Origin of the sequence: Paenibacillus camerounensis (genome assembly GCF_000723885.1) — a bacterium.
GTDB lineage: Bacteria > Bacillota > Bacilli > Paenibacillales > Paenibacillaceae > Paenibacillus_AQ > Paenibacillus_AQ camerounensis.
Genome location: NZ_CCDG010000061.1, coordinates 66822 through 84966, shown reverse-complemented (window position 1 = coordinate 84966; position 18145 = coordinate 66822). Strand labels below are relative to the sequence as shown.

Sequence of the window (18145 nt, the reverse complement as noted above, 5' to 3'; positions counted from 1 at the left end):
AATGATATAGGAGTAAGGCGGCCTTCGTGGCCGTCTTTTTTGATGCAGATATTTATAATAGATTCAATATGCCCAATTTTGGTAGAATAGGAACAATGCTGGAAAGCTGCTGATTGTTGATCCTATTACAGCTACTGAAAGGAGCTTCAATACTTATGAGTCTGGTGAAAGAGCCGGTTATCTCAATCTCCGGGTTATGGATGAAGTATAGCGACAAAATGGTTCTGAGGGGCATCGACCTGGAGGTTTATCCCGGTCAGATTATCGGCTATATCGGTCCGAACGGGGCGGGCAAGAGCACCACAGTCAAGATTATGCTAGGGCTGGTGGAAGGTTATACAGGCACGGTACAGATTTTTGGACGGGATATTTCGGACGGCAATACTGACTATAAAAAAAGAATCGGTTATGTGCCGGAGGTTGCTGAGCTGTACGACAGCCTGACGGCCAGAGAATACCTTGGCTTCATCGGTGAACTCTACGGCATGAAGCATACAGAGGCGGAGGACAAGGCGAAGCGGCTGATGGGGCTGCTTAATCTGGAGCAGGCTTACGATATGCGGATCTCCTCGTACTCCAAAGGGATGAAGCAGAAGGTGCTGCTAATCTCCAGTATGCTGCACAATCCGGATATCCTGTTTCTTGATGAGCCGCTGAGCGGGCTGGATGCCAACAGTGTGATGGTGGTTAAGGAGATTTTTGCCTCGCTGGCAGCACGCGGTAAGACGATTTTCTATTCCTCGCATATTATGGATGTGGTTGAGAAGATCAGCAGCCGGATCATTCTGATTAACGGCGGAGATATTGTGGCGGACGGAAGCTTTGCCGAGCTCAGGGAGCGAAGCCGGGAAGGCTCGCTTGAGGCGATTTTTAATGAGCTGACCGGCTTTGACCGTTATCGTGACATTGCCGGAGAATTCGTTGAGGTTATCGGAGAAGGTGATTCCGGTGACTGAGTTCTATGTGCTGAAGCTGCTGGACAGGCTGCAGGGTATTTTCCGGAGAGTAGGGGTTAATTATCCGGTGCTGCGGAGTATTCTTCAGGTCAAGCTGACCATGGACAGCAGGCGGACACCGACGGTGCTTGCAGGACAAAAGGATGCCAAGGAGACTGCTGAGGGGTCGCCTTTTCGGATACAGTGGATTTACCTGCTGCTTGGCCTGATGCTGATACTTTTTGTGGTGCAGGACGGCAACTATATGTATTCAATGAGCATCACCTTCGGAATCCTGATGTTTATGATCAGCACGACGCTAATCTCTGATTTTTCCTCGGTCATGCTGGATTTGAGGGATAAAAATATTCTCTTCTCCAAACCGGTAGACCGCAGGACGCTGAATATGGCTAAAAGTCTTCATATATTTATCTATCTGCTTACTTTAACGCTGACCGTGACAGGACCCTCGCTGATCGTCTCCTTATTCAAACAGGGGCCTGCGTTCTTTTTTATCTATGCAGCAGCTGTTATCCTTATGGATTGTCTGATTCTTGTGTTTACAGCACTGGTCTATCTGCTGATTTTGCGGATTTTTGACGGGGAAAAGCTGAAGGACCTTATTAATTATGTACAGATCATTTTGTCCATAGGTATTGCGGTCGGTTATCAGCTGATTGCCCGCCTCTTTAATGTAGCGGATCTTACGCTTTCCTATGAGCCCGCCTGGTGGCAGTATCTGATTGCACCGGTCTGGTTCGCCTCACCGTTTGAGCTGCTGCTGGGCGGGAACCGGTCTGCCGGTCTGGTTGTCATGTCCGTGATGGTTCTGGTCATTCCGCTGCTGCTGCTTGCAGTGTACATCAGGCTGATGCCGCTGTTTGAGCGGAGCCTGCAGAAGCTGTCGGAGGAGAACGCCGGCGGAAGAGACAGCGGGCGGCTGGCCCGCAGGCTGTCGGAGCTTGTCTGCGGAAGCCGGGAGGAGAAGCTGTTCTTCCGGTTTACGTGGTCAATGATGCGCAATGAACGGGAGTTCAAGCTGAAGGTCTATCCAACCTTCGGGCTCTCAATGGTGCTGCCGTTCATCTTCATCTTTAACATCCTGTGGAGCGGCGGCGGCCTGGAGAGCTTCCGCAGCTCCAGCGGCTTTCTGTTCATCTATTTCTGCGCGCTGCTCATGATGACGGCGGTGCAGATGCTGCGCTATTCGACGAGCTATAAGGCCGCTTGGATCTATAAGGCGATTCCCCTGCCGGGAATGTCCCCGGTCTATAGCGGAATGCTTAAGGCATTGATACTCCGTCTGCTGCTGCCGCTTTTTATAATAGAAAGTGTAATTTTCCTGTGGCTGTTCGGTTCGCGGCTTTTCCCGCATCTGCTTGCTGTACTGCCGGCTCTGCTGCTGTATTCGGTAATATGCTTCCGTCTTTTACCCAAATCACTGCCCTTCTCGGAGGAATACAGTGCTGCCAGGCAGAAGGAATTTACGGGAACCGCCTTCGTTCAGATGTTCATCCTGATGGGGCTGGGCGGGCTTCATTATGTAATCAGTCTTATCCCTTACGGAATTTACATCTATGCTCCAGTTCTGGTAACGGTCAACTGGTGGTTTTGGCGGATATCATTTCTCCGGGCGGAGCGGTAGAACATGTAAATACCAGCTGTCTGCACGGGTGCCGGCGGACAAATATGGACATTTTTTGCCGGTGATGAAAAAAGGGTTCAAGTTCCAGTATTTACTTAGACAGTACAGCAAATACAAGGTAGAATACAGCTAAAGTTACTTCTCATAGCATTCTATAATCTTTATACACTCTTCCATTTATCTGATATTCGTAAATAGATTTTTTGTACTAGAGAATGAGCTGCAGCGATAATGATAATTTAACCGGTGAAGAGGTCAACTATGGATCAAATGGGAACCCACTATAATACTTGGATTGTTTTACTATCTTTTGCACTTGCTGTAACAGCGGCTTACTCGGCATTAAATCTGATCTCACAGGTTACCCGGTCCACTGGAAGAATCCGCCGGCTCTGGCTTATGTCCGCTGCCTGTGTACTTGGCAGCGGAATGTGGGCCATGCACTTCGTCGGCATGATGGCCAGCCATTTTCCCTTTGAAGTCAGCTACCGGCCGGGCAGAGCAGTGTTGTCCCTTTTGATCATAATGCTGTCCAGTCTTGCAGCCCTGTGGATAGCTACTGTCCCGCGCCAACGGATGCGGCGGCTGATTCTGAGCGGGGGGATACTCGGTACAGGAATATCTGTCATGCACTATACCGGAATCTCCTCTATGGAAATGGAAGGAACAATTCAGTTTGAACCCTTTGCCCAGGGTATCTCCATTCTGATTGCCCTGCTATCCTCATATATGGGCATCTTCCTGTTCCATAGATTCCGGGAGCAGGAGTACTTAGATAAGCGCTGGAAGCTTGGTTCGGCAGTGTTCATCGGCTTTGCAGTTACCGGGATGCATTATGTAAGTCTCAGAACAAGCCACATTCAATATGACAGCTGGCTCGGCGCTAAGCCTGTCGTAATGGGGACGGATGTCATTCTGCTTACCGGTGTATCGCTTGTAACACTATTTATGCTGGTGATTTCCGGCGGGGCAGTGCTCCTGGACCGGCATGTGCTGGAACGCATGGCTTATAATGATCCGTTGACAGAGCTGCCAAACCGCCATGGCCTGGAGCGTTATTTCAAGGAAGAGTTCTTCGGGGTGAATTCTGGTGCTGTTTTCTTCGTCGATCTGGACCGTTTCAAATCAATCAATGATACACTCGGACATGATATCGGTGATCTGCTGCTGCAGGAGGTTGCAGACCGGCTAAGAACATGCGTAGGCTCCCAAGGCAGAGTGTTCCGGCTTGGCGGCGATGAATTCCTGATTGCCCTGCCGGATTCCAGTATAGAGAATGCCCAGACACAGGCTCAGCACATTCTTCAGGAGCTTAAGAAATCATACAGCATTGAAGGCAATGAGCTGTATGTGACTGCCAGTGTAGGAATTAGTATGAGCCCGGCACACGGCACGGACCGGTCTGCACTGATGAAGGCGGCGGATACGGCGCTGTATACCTCCAAAGACTCCGGCAAGAACAAATTCAGTGTGTTTGACCAGGAGATGAACCGGTATCAGCTGCGGCGGATGTCGCTGGAGAAGGATCTGCGCAAAGCGCTGGCCCGGTCTGAATTCATGGTTGTCTATCAGCCGAAGTGGGATTCGCTGATGAATGTCACGGTTGGCCTTGAGGCACTGCTGCGCTGGAAGCATCCTGAGCACGGAATTATCTCTCCGGCGGAGTTCATCCCAATTGCCGAGGAGACCGGCCTGATTGTGCCGATCACCTACTGGATGCTGCATGATGTCTGCGCCCAGAATATGAGCTGGCATAAGGACCAGGTCGCCAATGTGCCTGTATCCATTAACATGTCGGCCCGGATGTTTGAGAACGGCAGTCTGTATGAGGTAGTGGAAGAGGCGCTTACAAGCTCAGGGCTGGAAGCACATTTTCTGGAGCTGGAAATTACGGAATCGATCGCAATGAACAATATGGAGGAGACGGTAGCCCAGCTCTCCAAGCTCCGTGATATCGGAGTGCGCGTATCGCTGGATGACTTCGGGACCGGTTTCTCCTCACTGGGCAACCTGGATGAAATTCCGGTAAATACGCTGAAGATCGACCAGGTTTTTATCCGCAAGAGCAAAATGCATTCTAAAAAGGCCATTATCAGCAATATTATCGCCATCGCCAGCAACCTTAACATGGAGGTAGTCGCCGAGGGCGTTGAAACCCCGGAGCAGATTGAGCTGCTGCAGTCATTAGGCTGCCGGGTAATGCAGGGCTTCTACTACGGCCGTCCGATGCCGGTAAATGAGCTTGGCCAGTGGTTTATCGAGAATACGGCTACGGCTTAGACCGTTTGTAATGACGCGGCGATCTGCTTGAAGGGTAGGTTGCCGCGTCATTTTTTATTAGCTGAAGAGTAGGTTTAAGTACACACCCCGCTTGCTAGATACATTGAACTTATAATATTGCTGTTTTGGGATTGCATGTGACTCCAGAGAATGTTTGGACTTCCAGCCGCTGTTGTCTACAGATTTCATGATTTATACCGTTTTTAACGGTTGAAATCCGCAGACTGCATATGCTTCTGTAGCGAGCTTTTCTGCGAAAAGCTTTCAGGCGGACGCTACCGCTCCTCCAGTTCCAAAATTCCCCTCCACCACTCATTCCTTAACATAAATTCTTAAGTTCAATTTATATAGATACATAGTCTGCGTTTATTCCTGCGTTGGCGGAAAGCGTGCTGATGATATCACTGGTACTGCGACCGATCTAAATGTAGTTGGATTTTCGTCAGTTAATTCTCCTGTTATTCCTGCCGCTGGTGAACTAGCTGGAAAAACGCCACTTAATTTCGCTGATATCGCCTCTGAAGCGGGAAATGACCCGAATAGATTCCCTTTTTCCACCTAATTGCTGTGAAAGTGAGAAATGACCGGATTTAAGTAACAAAAATCCAACTAAATGAATTAAAGCCTCAAGTTTACAAATTGGAAGAGTGACGGAAGTTGAGAGTGCTGCGTCTCAAAGCGCGCCGACATCTGCTGGACCTCCTCTCGCATGATCTAGAAGTAACCCCAAAAAAGCAGCAAGTCCGTTTTCTGGACTTGCTGCTTTTTTAATCCCCCTCTTTAAAGGGGATTGAGATGAACGTTGAGGGGAAAGTAGCGGAAGTATAGGCTGTCTGCGGATTTCCGCTGCGATTAGCAGTTAAACCATGAAATCTTGAAGCGCCCTTTAACAAATCCTATATTTTAAAGTTCTCAACAAGTACCTGCAGCTTCTCCGCAAGTGAAGACAGGAAAGCAGCGGAAGCTTCGACTTCCTGCATGGCAGCCAGCTGCTCCTCTGAGGAGGCGGAGAGCATCTCTGCGCCTTCCGCGGTCTGGTTGGAGACGGCAACAATGCTCTGGATGGCGGCTACAAGATCCTCAGAGATCAGGGCCAGATCACGGACGGTCTCGGAGATCTGCTGGCTCTGGGAGGACATATCCGATACAGAGGTTTCGATCTCGGAGAATGATTTGCCGGCAGACATAATCATGGCCTTGCCCTCGACCATTTCATCAGTGGAGCGCTGCATCGTCTCTCCGGCCTTGTCCATCTGATTGACGATGAGACTGACAAGCTGTCCAATCTGGGCGGCTGATTTGGCCGAACGCTCGGCCAGCTTGCGTACGGAGCCGGCTACCACGGCAAAGCCCCGTCCTTCTTCTCCTGCACGGGCTGCTTCAATTGCCGCATTAAGGGACAGAAGGTTGGTCTCTTCAGCTATGCTGGCAATGGTGCCGACGATATTCTCAATTTCCTTGGAATGGCTGCCCAGCGTCTCGATAATTCCTGATAAATCGCTGATGCTGTCGCTGACAATCTGCATCTGAGAGGTGGTCGAGTCCATTGATTCACGTCCGCTGCGTGCCTTGAGGGCATTGCTGGAGGCTGTGTTCATGGCACTGTCGGCATTGCCGGCAATCTCGGTGATGAACCGTGACATTTCCTGCACAGACCGGTAGCTGCCTTCGAGATTGCGCAGCTGGGTATTAGCCCCGTCGGCAAGATCGATGGTTACATTGACGCTGTGTTCTCCCGCACGGTTCGTCTCCTGCGCACTGGCGGACAGCTCCTGTGAAGAAGAGGCGACCAGCATCGAGGTATCATTAACCTGGGTAATGAGATTGCGCAGGCTGGTTGTCATCTCGTTGAAATCCCGGGCCAGCGTACCGATCTCATCCTTGCTTTTGATCAGGATCGTCTCCCGGGTAAGATCACCCTTGGCAACCGTGTTAACTGAGCTGGAGAGCCTGGTCAGCGGTCTTGTTGTGCGGCGGATGAATAGGTATGCGGCCAGAATAGCGATTACCAGAATAGATGCCCCGATAATGAAAGGCTGGAGGATAATATCCTGTGTCCGTTCCTGAACGAGGGTGCCGTCAAAATTGATAGCCATAAGGGCAATAATAGGTTTAGTGGGATCGTGATCCTGATAAATGGGGCCGTAGCCTGTCTTGAGCGAGGTGCCTTGATAGGTATAAACCTTGGAGTATGCCGAATGCTTCATGGTATTGATCATATCCTTGTCTTCCTCTGCAAAATAGAACGGGTCCCCGGCCTTATATCCTCTTTCTTTGAGATTGGCATCAGCTGCAAGAATGGTGCCGTCCAGGGAGAGAATAAAGGATTCTTTAAAAATCGGTTTATGGTCATTGATCCAGCCGATGCGGTCCTCGATAGCGGCCAGTTTGCTGGTATCTCCTGCAGCCAGAGCCGAGATATCGGCGGGATCGACGAGTCCGGTTGTTATATTGGCGCAGCCTACCAGTTCGATACCTGCGGCTTCATCCAATTGCTTGTATGCGGCGCGATATCCGAAGAACCCGATGGATGATCCGACGAGAAGTAATACGATGAGCATCATCCAAGTTAATTTTGTTGCCAATTTCATTGTTTGCACCACCAGCCCTGACTCTATAAAGTTAAGTGATATTTGCTATCACTGCTACGATTATAGCGCATCAATGTTCAAGGAGCATTAGTAAGAATATAGTATTTTTGTGTCGGAAAATTGCGGTTTTTTTCGTTGTTTGGTGAAATCACAGACATTGAGGATTTCATGGGCGGGAAAACCGGAATAGAGGATTTAAATATGATAATGCAATGACTATAATCATGTCCAAACGACAAAAACATTGAATCATTGCTGCTGAAAATGGTAGTCTTGAAGCAGGACAAACGGAGTGGAGTGAAGAGATGGCACAGAAAATCGATCCGTTGATAGAAGCCCTCGGATTATCCATGTGGAGAGTACAGCGTAAAATAACTTCGCAGATGTCTCTGCATAAAGAAATTGGCCTTACAGTGCCGCAATTTCACCTGCTGCATATCATTGCCCGTGAACAAAAGGCGCGGGTCATTCAACTGGCAGACCAGCTCGATGTGAAATCGAGTGCTGTAACCGTCATGCTGGACCGTCTGGAGCTGCTGGAGCTTACGACCCGCGTGCCTGATGAGAATGACCGCAGAGCCGTAACCGTAACACTTACCGGAAAAGGTGAAGAGCTGCTCAAGGAAGCGCAAAACCGTTCGCTGGTTCTGCTAACCGAGCATTTGGCAATTCTGAAGCCGGAGGAACTGGAGAAGTTCGCTGAATACTATGCGCTGCTGGAGAAGCAGGAGCGTTAAGTATTGATATTCTGCGGACTTGTTATTGAAATACAAAACAGCCAGGCCCCGGTAACGGAGTCTGGCTGTTTGTTGTTATCCCTGCCGCACTATTCCGCTGCAGGTGCTTTATCCGGCAGCTGGGTCACATAGCTGTCTGACAGCTGGCGTAACCGGAGCGCACGGTCATATTCGTCTTCCGTTCCGGCAGGATTCTGTCCTCCGGCGGCCAGCCGGTACTGCGTGTTATCCTCGAAGCTGTTGCCGGGGATAAGCAGCGCGGAGCTGGAAATGAATGAGCCGGTCGGCAGATAGTAACGCTGAGGCAGCAGATTGTAGGTCTGTGCGGTCAGATCCTGGCCGAAGTGAATGTTGCCGTCCATCGATACCCCCAGCAGGCTTGCTGCAGTAGGCATAATATCCACTTCTCCGCCAACCTGCTCCAGCGTCTGCGGCTCAAGGCTGCCTTCCTCGTGAATAAGAAGCGGAATATTCAGCATATTCGCATACTCGTACTCATGCCCGTAGATTTCTTCCATCAGCTGCTTGTCGTCATGATCAAGGGAATAGATCGGCAGGCCCATGTGGTCCCCGTATACCATTATCAGGCTGTCATCCCAGACGCCGCTGGCTTTGAGCTCATCAACAAACTGGCCGAAGGCATAGTCAGCATAATTCTGGGAACGGACATAGTCACCGACAAAGGTGCCCTCATAACGCTCCGGCAGCTTCATCTGGTATTTCTCTTCCGGAATCGTGAACGGGTGATGGGCAGACATCGAAATAACCTGAGCGTAGAACGGTTTGCCGTCAGCATCCATTTCCTTCAGCTTATCAGCGGTTTTGCGGTAGAGCACTTCATCGGACGGGCCGAAGAAGAAGGTATCCTCATCCCCGAAAAATTCATGGTCATAATAGTTCTCGAAGCCGAGCGCCTTGTACAGCTCTCCGCGGTTCCAGAACTCCACATCATTGGTGTGGAAGGTCGCCGTCTGGTAGCCGCTGGCCTGCAGGAGGCGCGGAAGACTCGGAAGCTTCTTATCAACATAAGACATCGTTGCCGCACCCTTCGGCGGAATGTAGAAGGAGGAGTTGACCACGAATTCCGCATCTGAGGTATTTCCCTGGCCGACCATCTGGTAGAAGTTAGGGAAATACAGGCTGTTTTTCATCAGGCTGTTCAGGTTAGGCGTAATTTCCTTGCCGTCGAGGGTAAGCCCCAGCAGAAAGTTCTGGAAGGATTCAAGCTGGATGATAATCAGGTTTTTGCCCTTGGCTGCTCCCCCGAACGGGGAGACTGCGGCAGAATCAATGCCTTTTACCTCATTGATAACATCCTGCGTAATTTCGCTGGCCTGAACGAGCTCCGGTTTATCTTGAGCAAAGATCGCGTAGACCTCATAATTAAGGAGTCCCATTTCCTGGGCTTTCTTGATTTCGTTCATGCTGGCCTTATTAGGCAGGACATTGAACAGGCAGAGACCAAGTGATACCGCGAACAGCAGGCTGTAGGAGAATCTGGAATTGCTGCTGCGGCGGTTGATGTTTTCTTTTTTGTAGCTGCGGCCCTTCTTGTTGAAGAAGAAATAAATGCCAAAGATGATAATATCGGAAAAGATCAGCAGATAATAAGGGTCCATCAGTGAAAAGACGCTGTTGCGTACAGCGGTGACCTGGTTAACCTGCTCTGCCGCCTGGTAGGTGACAATAACCCCGTAATATTTAAAGTACATAATGGCTGCAAAAAAGATGGCCGTCACAAGGAGATTAACCAGCATATACAGTCCGAGCTTCCGTTTTGAGGCAAAGGCCTCAATCAGGCAAAACAACGCCCAGATGAAGGGGATTTCGGTAATCAGCGATTTCCAGGACAGCAGATCCCCGAAGATAACGCCCCAGGCCAGGAAGCTTTTGAGTATGAAAATCAGCGTAAAAAACACGAATGGTTTGACTAACCACCGTTTAATAGTAAGGGATGACACAGCTTCGCCTTCTTTCTAATTGATAAGCCGCCGCTTCCCGGCTGGAAGGATGCAGCGCTTGGGCAAGAGAATTCCTATATTAATAGACCTTATTATGCCGCGCTGGAAGGGGAATGTCAAAAAACAGAAATGCCGTATAACCGATGTGGACTGCGTAATAAATGATGGGTTGCCGTGAACCGGATATTATCGTACTCAGATGCGCATATACGGGCTGAAAAGCATGAAAACAGCGATTCGCGCCAAAAAAAGGCGGGGGAATGGATGGAGGCGGGCTCTACAAATGCATTTTGCGGAAATTTCCATATCAGTAAGGTCGCTGGTGGAATATGTATTCAGCAGCGGCAGCCTTGTGCCGGGCTTTCACAGCAGTGCGGCGATGGCCGAGGGGACACGGATTCATCAGCATATCCAGAAGCAATATAAGGAAGGTGACCGCAAAGAGGTCTATTTGAAGACTGAGATTCCGCATGAGGGGCTGCTGTTTATTGTTGACGGGCGCTGTGACGGCCTGCTGACCGGGGAGGACGGAGCGGTAACCGTAGAGGAGATCAAATCTACGGGTGAGCTGCCGGAGCCGGATTTTGCAGGTAAGGAGGTGCACTGGGCACAGGCGCTCATGTATGCCTATATCATCTGTCTGGACCTTGAGCTTACAGATATCAGAGTGAAGCTGACCTATGTCAGGCGCGGCGGTGAAACGCAGCAGAGCCTGTACAGGAACGTAACACTTGCTGAGCTGCAGGTGTTTGCCGCTGAGACAGTTGCCGGGTACGCTCCTTATGCACAGCTGCAGGTCCGTCACGCAGAGGAGCGGGACAGCAGTATCCGGGCGCTGGTGTTTCCTTTTCCGGCTTACCGGAGCGGGCAGCGGCATTTTGCGGCGGCGGTTTATAAGTCGGTTACAGAAGGTGTTAATCTGTTCGCCCAGGCGCCGACCGGGATCGGCAAAACGATGTCTACCCTCTTTCCGGCACTCAAGGCAATGGGAGAAGGCAGGGCGGGGGGGCTGTTCTATCTGACGGCCAAGACCGTCAACCGGCTGGCGGCCCAGGATGCCATCGGAATGCTGCTCGACCAGGGGCTTAAGCTGCATGCCATTACGATTACCGCCAAAGACAAGGCCTGCTTTAAAGAGGAAGGGGTATGCAGCAAAGAGAGCTGCCCCTACAGAGAGGGCTATTATGACCGGATCAACGGGGCCGTGCTGGACATGCTTGAGCATGAGACGCTGATGACACAGGAGGTTATCTCCCGCTATGCGAGGAAGCATGAGGTCTGTCCGTTCGAATTTTCGCTGGATACAGCGTATGCCTGCGATACAGTGATCTGCGACTATAACTATATATATGACCCGCGGATCAGCCTCAAACGCCTGCCCGAGGAGCGGAAGCGGCGGACGGTGCTGCTGGTCGATGAGGCGCATAATCTGGTTGACCGCGGGAGGTCCATGTATTCGGCTGAGCTGACAAAGGCTCCTTTTCTTGCCTTACAGCGCCAGTATAAGGGGGTAAACAAGGCGCTCAGTGCTGCGGCTAAGGCAGTCAATGCCTTTTTCATTGCTCTGCGCAAAACCTGCAGTGAAGACGGAGAGGGACAATGGAGCGCCTATCCCGCGGAGCTGCCGGAACTGCTCGAAGCCTTTTCCCTGGAGGCCGAGGCCGAGCTGCTGTCGCCTTCTGCCCTGCTTCCTGCATCCGGAGAAGCGGAGGAAGAGGGGCTTCTGGACGTGTTCTTTGCCGTACAGAATATGCTGCGTACGTTCAAAACCTATGATGAACGCTATATTACCTACGCGGAGGTGAGGCGCGGCGATGTCTGTCTGAAGCTGTTCAATCTGGACCCCTCCTATCTGCTGCAGCAGATGGCTAAGAGCTTCCGCAGCCAGATTCTTTTCTCGGCAACCCTCACGCCGCTCTCTTATTACCGGGATATGACCGGAGCCAAAGAGGAGGATTACAGCCTTACTGTGCCTTCACCGTTCCATAAAGAGCAGTGGGAGGTATCAGTGCTTCCTGTGTCCACCAGATACCGGGAACGGGAAGCCTCGCTGCGCCCGCTTTGTGATGCGCTGAAGGGAATGACAGCCCGTAAGGGCAACTATCTGGTCTTCTTCCCTTCGTATGCGTATTTGCAGAGTGTCTATGAGCTGTTCGCCGAAAAGTATCCTGAGGTGCCAACTTTGGTGCAGAGCACCGGAATGAGCGAGCCGGAGCGGGAGGGCTTCCTGGCCTCGTTCCGCCCGGATAATCCGCAGACCCTGCTTGGCTTCGCTGTGCTGGGCGGGATTTTCTCGGAGGGAGTGGATCTTCCGGGCGACCGGCTGAACGGCGTAATGGTGGTAGGCGTCGGCCTGCCGCAGGTGGGGCTTGAGCGTAATCTGCTGCGCAGCTATTTCCAGTCCGCCGGCAAGAACGGCTTCGACTACGCCTATGTCTATCCGGGCATGTGCAAGGTGCTGCAGGCGGGAGGCCGGCTGATCCGCAGCGAGAGCGACAACGGAGTTATTATCCTTGCCGACGACCGTTTTCTCCAGTATCCCTACCGCCAGCTGCTCCCGGATGAATGGCAGGACTACCTTCTCATCACGTAAGCGCTTATAATAACTAATAATTATAGATACAAACCTATAATAGACTGTTCCTTTTAGGCGGAATAAAAATCAGCTATCTGAAATGATTTTTAAGACTACAATAAGGCGGGAAGCGGCGGAGGGGAAGTTTGGAACTGTAGGAGCGTCAGCGTCCGCCTTTGTCTGCAGATTTCCACCGCGAGCAGCGGCATAAATCAAAGAAATCTGCAGACAACAGCGGCCGGAAGTCCAAACATTCCCTGTAGTCGCCCTGCGCCAGATTGGAATTCTTGAACTCATTTTATATAGCAACCACAGGAGGAAAAAAATGACACTAAACATAGGGATTGTAGGTACCGGCTGGTTCTCCAAGGTTCATGCGGATTTGCTGGCGGGGATGGAGGATGTGAACCTGGCAGCCGTCTGCGGCAGCAGCAAGGCCAAAGGGGAAGAGATGGCCCGGCCGTATGGCGCTGAAGGCTATGGCGAAATAACGGACATGCTGGATGCCCATAAGCTTGATGCGGTCTATATCTGTGTGCCGCCGCAATCGCACGGGGCGATTGAACGGGCGCTGATTAAGCGGGAGATTCCGTTCTTCATCGAGAAGCCGCTTGGATCAAGCACGGAAATCCCGGCGAGCCTGCTGCAGGAGATCAAAGAAAAGAACCTGCTGACCTCGGTCGGCTACCATTTCCGGTATCAGGAGAATATTCAGCGGCTGAAGGCGGCGCTTGCGGGTGACAAGGTGGGAATGATTGTCGGCCAGTGGATGGGCGGCATGCCGGGCGTGGCCTGGTGGCGCAATCAGGAGCAGTCCGGCGGACAGTTCACCGAGCAGACCACCCATATTGTTGACCTGCTGCGTTATCTCTCAGGGGAAGTAACCGAGGTGTACGGGCTGTTCGGCAACCGGATTATGCATGAGAAGCATGACGGGGTAACCGTGGCTGACGTGGGAACCGTCTCACTGAAGCTTGCCAGCGGCGTTATCGCTAATATATCGAACACCTGCGTGCTGCCGGATGGCGTAGGCCGCAGCGGGATCAGCTTCTATAATGACAACGGGCTGCTGGACTGGAATCCGGAGCGTCTCCTGGAATCACGCGGAGGAAGCAGCGAGGAATATGTCAATACAGGCAATCCTTATCTCACAGAGAGTGAAGCATTCCTGCATGCCGTGCGTACAGGGGACCGCTCGCGGATTCTCAGTGACTACGAGGATGGCTACAAGACGCTTAAGGTAACCTGTGCAGCCTTTGAATCGGCGCAGAGCGGCTTACCGGTCAAGCTGTAAGCAGACAAGAAAAAGGCCGTCAGCTCCTGAGTAGGAGCTGACGGCCTTTGGCCCAAGCAGGGTCGGCCTAGTGGAGGAAAACAGTGAGCAGCGCGGGCGCGAGGCCGATGGAGAACAGCGCAGCCAGTATCATGGAAATACTTGAGATGGTGCCGGTCAGCGAGCTCAGCTCGAAAGCCTTGGAAGTGCCGGTACCGTGCGCCGCGGTTCCCAGCGATACACCGCGCGCAATTTCGTTGTCAATGCGGAAGAGGCGAAGGACAGAAGGTCCCATCATTGTTCCCAGCACACCGGTCAAGATTACAAAAACGGCCGTGATGCTGGGAACGCCCCCAATGCTTTGGGAGATGCTCATGGCAATCGGTGTAGTTACTGAGCGGGGCACGAGACTGGTAGCCAGTTCGCCGCTTAAATGCAGCCATTTAGCCAGCAGCATCGAGGAGAGCACCGCAATAACCGTTCCTGACAGCACGCCTGCCGCAATTTCGGCGGCGTGCTTTTTGAGCACCTTGAAGTTCTTATGGAGTGGGATTGCAAAGGCGATGGTTGCCGGCTGCAGCAGATCCGTCAGCCATTTGCCTCCCGCATTGTAGGATTCATACGGAATACCTGTCACCAGCAGTAAGCTGATAATAATCAGCGGAGTAAGAATGAGCGGCGAAAAATACATTTTACCGCTGGAGGCATATACCCGTTTGGCCAGCAGGTAGACTAGAAGCGTGAGTCCAAGCAGAACCATTCCGGTAATCATGAGCCTCTACGCTCCTTTACTTTATAGATAGCGCCTGTCAGCAGGCCAGAACCGGCCATGACGGCAAAGGTGCCGACCAGTACAACCGCCAGCACCTGCAGGCCGTTCACCTCAAGCAGACTGGTATATTTCATCACTCCGACAGCGGAGGGGATAAAGAACAGCAGCAGCTCAGCCAGCAGCCACGAGGCACCGACCTCCACCCAGCTCAGGCGGACCGCTCCGGCCTCTAGCAGCAGAAATAATATAAGCATGCCGATGATGCTTCCCGGGATGGGCAGATGCAGCAGCGGAGTCAGTGTATTAATCAGCATGGAGAAGATTGTAAGTCCGGCAACCTGCAGCAAGCCTGTAGTCAGTTTTTTCATAAGGCTTCGCCCCTTTCAATATACTGAAAGTTTACAACAATTATTTTCATAGGTAAAATGAATAGATTGAATAAGTGACATTCCTTTTGTCTATAGATGAGGTGGAGCGTTTGGATATCAGACAATTGCAATATTTTGTGCAGGCAGCAAGGCTGAACAGCTTTACCAGAGCGGCGGAATCGCTGTTCATTACCCAGCCGACGATCAGCAAAATGATCCGTAATCTTGAAGAGGAGCTGGGTGCCGAACTGTTCTACCGCGAAGGCAAAAGCATCAGGCTGACCGATGCGGGCGAGATCCTGCTGGCTAAGGCGCAGAACATCGTTGAGTCCTTCGCTAATCTGTCCAGCGAGCTGGACGGGCTGCGCAAGCTGCAGCGCGGACATATCCGGATCGGCCTGCCGCCGATGGTGGGGGCGAGCTTCTTCCCGGCAGTGATCGGAGAGTTCCACCGGCGGTATCCTGATGTGACCATCCGGCTGCATGAAGACGGAGCCAAGAAGGTAGCTGATGATGTGGAGACGGGACTGCTGGACATCGGAGCGGTTGTGCTTCCGGCGGATACGGCGAAATTTCACTGCTTTACCTTTGTTGAAGAGAAGCTGGAACTGCTCGTACCGGCAGGCCACCGTCTGGCGGCTGCAGAAAGTGTGGCGCTCAGGGATCTGGAGGCAGAGGAGTTCGTGCTGTTCCGTGAGGATTTTGCCCTGCATGACCGGATTATTACCGAATGTGTAAAAGCCGGGTTTCAGCCAAATGTTGTTTATGAGAGCTCTCAGTGGGACCTGATCAGCAGGATGGTCGAGGCCGGGATGGGCATCGCACTGCTGCCGGAGACCATCTGCCGGGATATCGAACGTACACGGATAGCGGTTATCCCTCTGTCAGACCCGGTGATTCCCTGGCAGCTGGGCATGATTTGGCGCAGAGACCGTTATTTGTCGTTTGCTGCGCGGGAATGGATCGCTTTTGCCATGAAGGTTCTCGGGGAGCTCTATCTTCCGCCGCAAAAAAGTGATAAAATGAAATAAATGTAAAACTTACTATGATATATCCGACATTTTTTTCTTTTTTTTCAAAATATGTTTTTTGGCATCATGCCTTATGATAGGAAAGAAGTTGATAGAGGGCAGGTGACTGAATGATGAAGTATTACCACAGTTCCCATGAAGATCGAAACGATTACCGAGAAGATGAGTTGTTTCTAACTATAGAGAGCCTTAGAAGTGAGCTGCTGGAGGTCGCACAGGAACGTAGCCTTAGCGATCATATGGTGGTAGAGCTGAGCCAGCGTCTGGACGGATACATTGTTCTGGCCCAGAACAAAATGATGGAGAGCCTGAGGAGCCGCCAGAATGAGGCAGCCCCCTACGGAACCCTGACCAAAAGCAAACGGGTAAGACGCAAGTCAGCACTGCAGCAATAATACGGCCCGTCCGGCGTTCCTTCAACCTGGCTTATCTCCTGAGGTCCCGCATATAGCGGGGCCCTTTTGTTGTGCTTTGAATAGGCATTACCTATAATGGAATTAATAAGAAGTCTAAATATAGGTTTGCGGAGGAGGATGCCGCATGGAGAACAAACTGACAACATTACGTTCTGAAATTGAGGGGAATCTGTCCCGCTCCGGGCACAGCCTTGCTTCGTTTGCTAAAGTTTCCGGCCTCAACCGCGGCAGTCTAAGCGCCATTCTCCACGGTAATCCACCTAAGCCGGTGTCCCTGGGGCAGCTGGATGCGTTAACAGAAGCCTTTGGCTATCCGGAAGGCTGGTTCTATCCGCTGTATATAGATGAATGCTTTAACGATGAGAGAGTCTCCCGCCGCAGGGTGGAGCCTTTTCTGATACGCTGTGCCGCCGCCGGCCGCCAGCAGTGTGTAGACGAAATTATAAACCGGATCATGGAATATCCGAAGCCGCTGGATGTCATCTACTCGGTAGCAGAGAAATTGTTCACTTCCGGGCTGATTCAGGAATCCAGAGCTCTTTATAAAATCATTGTGGAGCAAGAACAGGATAGCTACTCTGAAAGACTGGCTGTCAGCCAATACCGGATCTTTAAGGCGCTTGGCGTGATTGCAGATATGGAAGAAATGCTGCGGGCGGTCATCGCCTTTGAACCGTTCCGCGGGCGTCTGCCGGAGCATCTGCAGCTTGAAGGTCTGCTGAAGCTATCCAATGTCTGCTTTTCCCTGCACAGATGGACTGACATGGGGAAGTACAGCGATGAGCTCAGAAGCCTGGCAACCGGAATCTACCGGGAGCAGCTGTGGAAAAAGAGCGGCAGGCGCGCTGAAGAGCTTCAGCTGCTGCGGCCGCTGGTGCTGTATTATGCCCAGGGGCATCTTCTGAAGGCTACCGCGCTTACCAAACAGGGAAATTACGAGGAAGCTTTAGCTTTCACGGATCTGTATGCCGACCTCGGCTGGTTTGAAATGCTGGATGACGAGGGGCTGCGCCTGGTGGATGCCTTCAAATCATTTGCAACCGGCAACCGGTATACACTGGAGCTTCTCAAGGGGAATATTGAAGTCCTGCCGGAGTATACTGCTTATCTGGCTGAGCATCCCTCTGAGGTGCTGGCTGGTCTGGTCAGCATTCTGGAGGCTGCCAACCGCTTCGGCTTCTCTGCCGATCATGTGCTGGAGCGGTTCTCCAGGGAGATGGCCGGCTTCGACCAATTCAAGGATTATATTAATATTGACCGTATTTACCGGCTCGGCTATCAGCTGGCTGCCTATTATTTAGAACGCGGGCAGATCCGGCTGGGTGTAACGTACATTCTGCAATGCCTCAAGACAGCCGTTCAGCTGAACAGCGCCAGGGATATGATTGATTGTGTAGCTTTGTTTGAGGCAAACCGCGGGGAAGCATCCGGACAGCAGCTGATCAAGTACAGTGAGCTTATTACAGGTCTGGCAAAAAAGCAGGGCCCGGCTGAGGAGGAGCGCCCGCTCTCCGGCATTGCCGTGCGGTCCCTCTGAACGATATAGCTTGATTATACAGAT

Annotated in this window: 13 protein-coding genes; 9 read left to right on the top strand and 4 right to left on the bottom strand. The window is 51.7% G+C overall.

From position 1 onward, the window contains the following. The first annotated feature begins 155 nt into the window (after positions 1 to 155). The 3 genes from BN3772_RS22740 to BN3772_RS22730 all read left to right on the top strand — a co-directional run bounded on the left by BN3772_RS22740 (position 156) and on the right by BN3772_RS22730 (position 4860). Positions 156 to 956 (top strand): ABC transporter ATP-binding protein, encoded by an 801-nt coding sequence (locus tag BN3772_RS22740; protein ID WP_042202447.1) that lies wholly within the window; start codon positions 156 to 158, stop codon positions 954 to 956. After that, positions 949 to 2580 carry a hypothetical protein gene (locus tag BN3772_RS22735; protein ID WP_042202445.1) on the top strand — a complete coding sequence of 544 codons (1632 nt, stop codon included), beginning with the start codon at positions 949 to 951 and terminating at the stop codon, positions 2578 to 2580. Before BN3772_RS22740 ends, BN3772_RS22735 begins: the two co-directional genes overlap by 8 nt. 261 nt (positions 2581 to 2841) lie before the next feature. Next, positions 2842 to 4860 carry a putative bifunctional diguanylate cyclase/phosphodiesterase gene (locus tag BN3772_RS22730; RefSeq protein WP_042202443.1) on the top strand — a complete coding sequence of 673 codons (2019 nt, stop codon included), beginning with the start codon at positions 2842 to 2844 and terminating at the stop codon, positions 4858 to 4860. 896 nt (positions 4861 to 5756) lie between these two features. Here BN3772_RS22730 and BN3772_RS22725 read toward each other — a convergent pair. Beyond that, a complete protein-coding gene (locus BN3772_RS22725; RefSeq protein ID WP_042202442.1) occupies positions 5757 to 7451 on the bottom strand; it encodes a methyl-accepting chemotaxis protein in 1695 nt (564 codons plus the stop codon). A 305-nt stretch (positions 7452 to 7756) separates the two neighbouring features. On the opposite strand from BN3772_RS22725, the gene BN3772_RS22720 reads away from it, so the two are divergent. Continuing rightward, a complete protein-coding gene (locus BN3772_RS22720; protein WP_052380650.1) occupies positions 7757 to 8188 on the top strand; it encodes a MarR family winged helix-turn-helix transcriptional regulator in 432 nt (143 codons plus the stop codon). An 89-nt stretch (positions 8189 to 8277) separates the two neighbouring features. Here the strand turns inward: BN3772_RS22720 and BN3772_RS22715 are convergent, their stop codons facing one another. Next, the gene (locus BN3772_RS22715) at positions 8278 to 10149 is read right to left on the bottom strand and encodes an LTA synthase family protein (RefSeq protein WP_042202441.1); all 1872 of its coding nucleotides are present in this window, start codon (positions 10147 to 10149) and stop codon (positions 8278 to 8280) included. 283 nt (positions 10150 to 10432) lie between these two features. Here BN3772_RS22715 and BN3772_RS22710 point away from each other — a divergent pair, with 283 nt between their 5' ends. After that, a complete protein-coding gene (locus BN3772_RS22710) occupies positions 10433 to 12742 on the top strand; it encodes an ATP-dependent DNA helicase (RefSeq protein WP_042202440.1) in 2310 nt (769 codons plus the stop codon). A gap of 307 nt (positions 12743 to 13049) precedes the next feature. Beyond that, positions 13050 to 14018 (top strand): Gfo/Idh/MocA family protein, encoded by a 969-nt coding sequence (locus BN3772_RS22705; RefSeq protein ID WP_042202439.1) that lies wholly within the window; start codon positions 13050 to 13052, stop codon positions 14016 to 14018. 67 nt (positions 14019 to 14085) lie between these two features. Here BN3772_RS22705 and BN3772_RS22700 read toward each other — a convergent pair whose 3' ends face one another. Both BN3772_RS22700 and BN3772_RS22695 read right to left on the bottom strand, forming a co-directional pair. Next, positions 14086 to 14769: a CidB/LrgB family autolysis modulator gene (locus BN3772_RS22700; protein ID WP_209443693.1), complete on the bottom strand. Its 684-nt coding sequence runs from the start codon at positions 14767 to 14769 to the stop codon at positions 14086 to 14088. Beyond that, positions 14766 to 15137: a CidA/LrgA family protein gene (locus tag BN3772_RS22695; RefSeq protein WP_042181441.1), complete on the bottom strand. Its 372-nt coding sequence runs from the start codon at positions 15135 to 15137 to the stop codon at positions 14766 to 14768. The genes BN3772_RS22700 and BN3772_RS22695 overlap by 4 nt, the downstream gene beginning before the upstream one ends. Before the next feature lie 110 nt (positions 15138 to 15247). Between BN3772_RS22695 and cidR the strand changes: the two genes are divergently transcribed. The 3 genes from cidR to BN3772_RS22680 all read left to right on the top strand — a co-directional run bounded on the left by cidR (position 15248) and on the right by BN3772_RS22680 (position 18121). After that, positions 15248 to 16168 carry a cidABC operon transcriptional activator CidR gene (gene cidR, locus BN3772_RS22690; protein ID WP_209443692.1) on the top strand — a complete coding sequence of 307 codons (921 nt, stop codon included), beginning with the start codon at positions 15248 to 15250 and terminating at the stop codon, positions 16166 to 16168. A gap of 110 nt (positions 16169 to 16278) precedes the next feature. Further along, the gene (locus BN3772_RS22685; protein WP_086074716.1) at positions 16279 to 16563 is read left to right on the top strand and encodes an aspartyl-phosphate phosphatase Spo0E family protein; all 285 of its coding nucleotides are present in this window, start codon (positions 16279 to 16281) and stop codon (positions 16561 to 16563) included. A 145-nt stretch (positions 16564 to 16708) separates the two neighbouring features. Further along, positions 16709 to 18121 (top strand): hypothetical protein, encoded by a 1413-nt coding sequence (locus BN3772_RS22680; protein ID WP_042202437.1) that lies wholly within the window; start codon positions 16709 to 16711, stop codon positions 18119 to 18121. Positions 18122 to 18145: the final 24 nt, after the last annotated feature.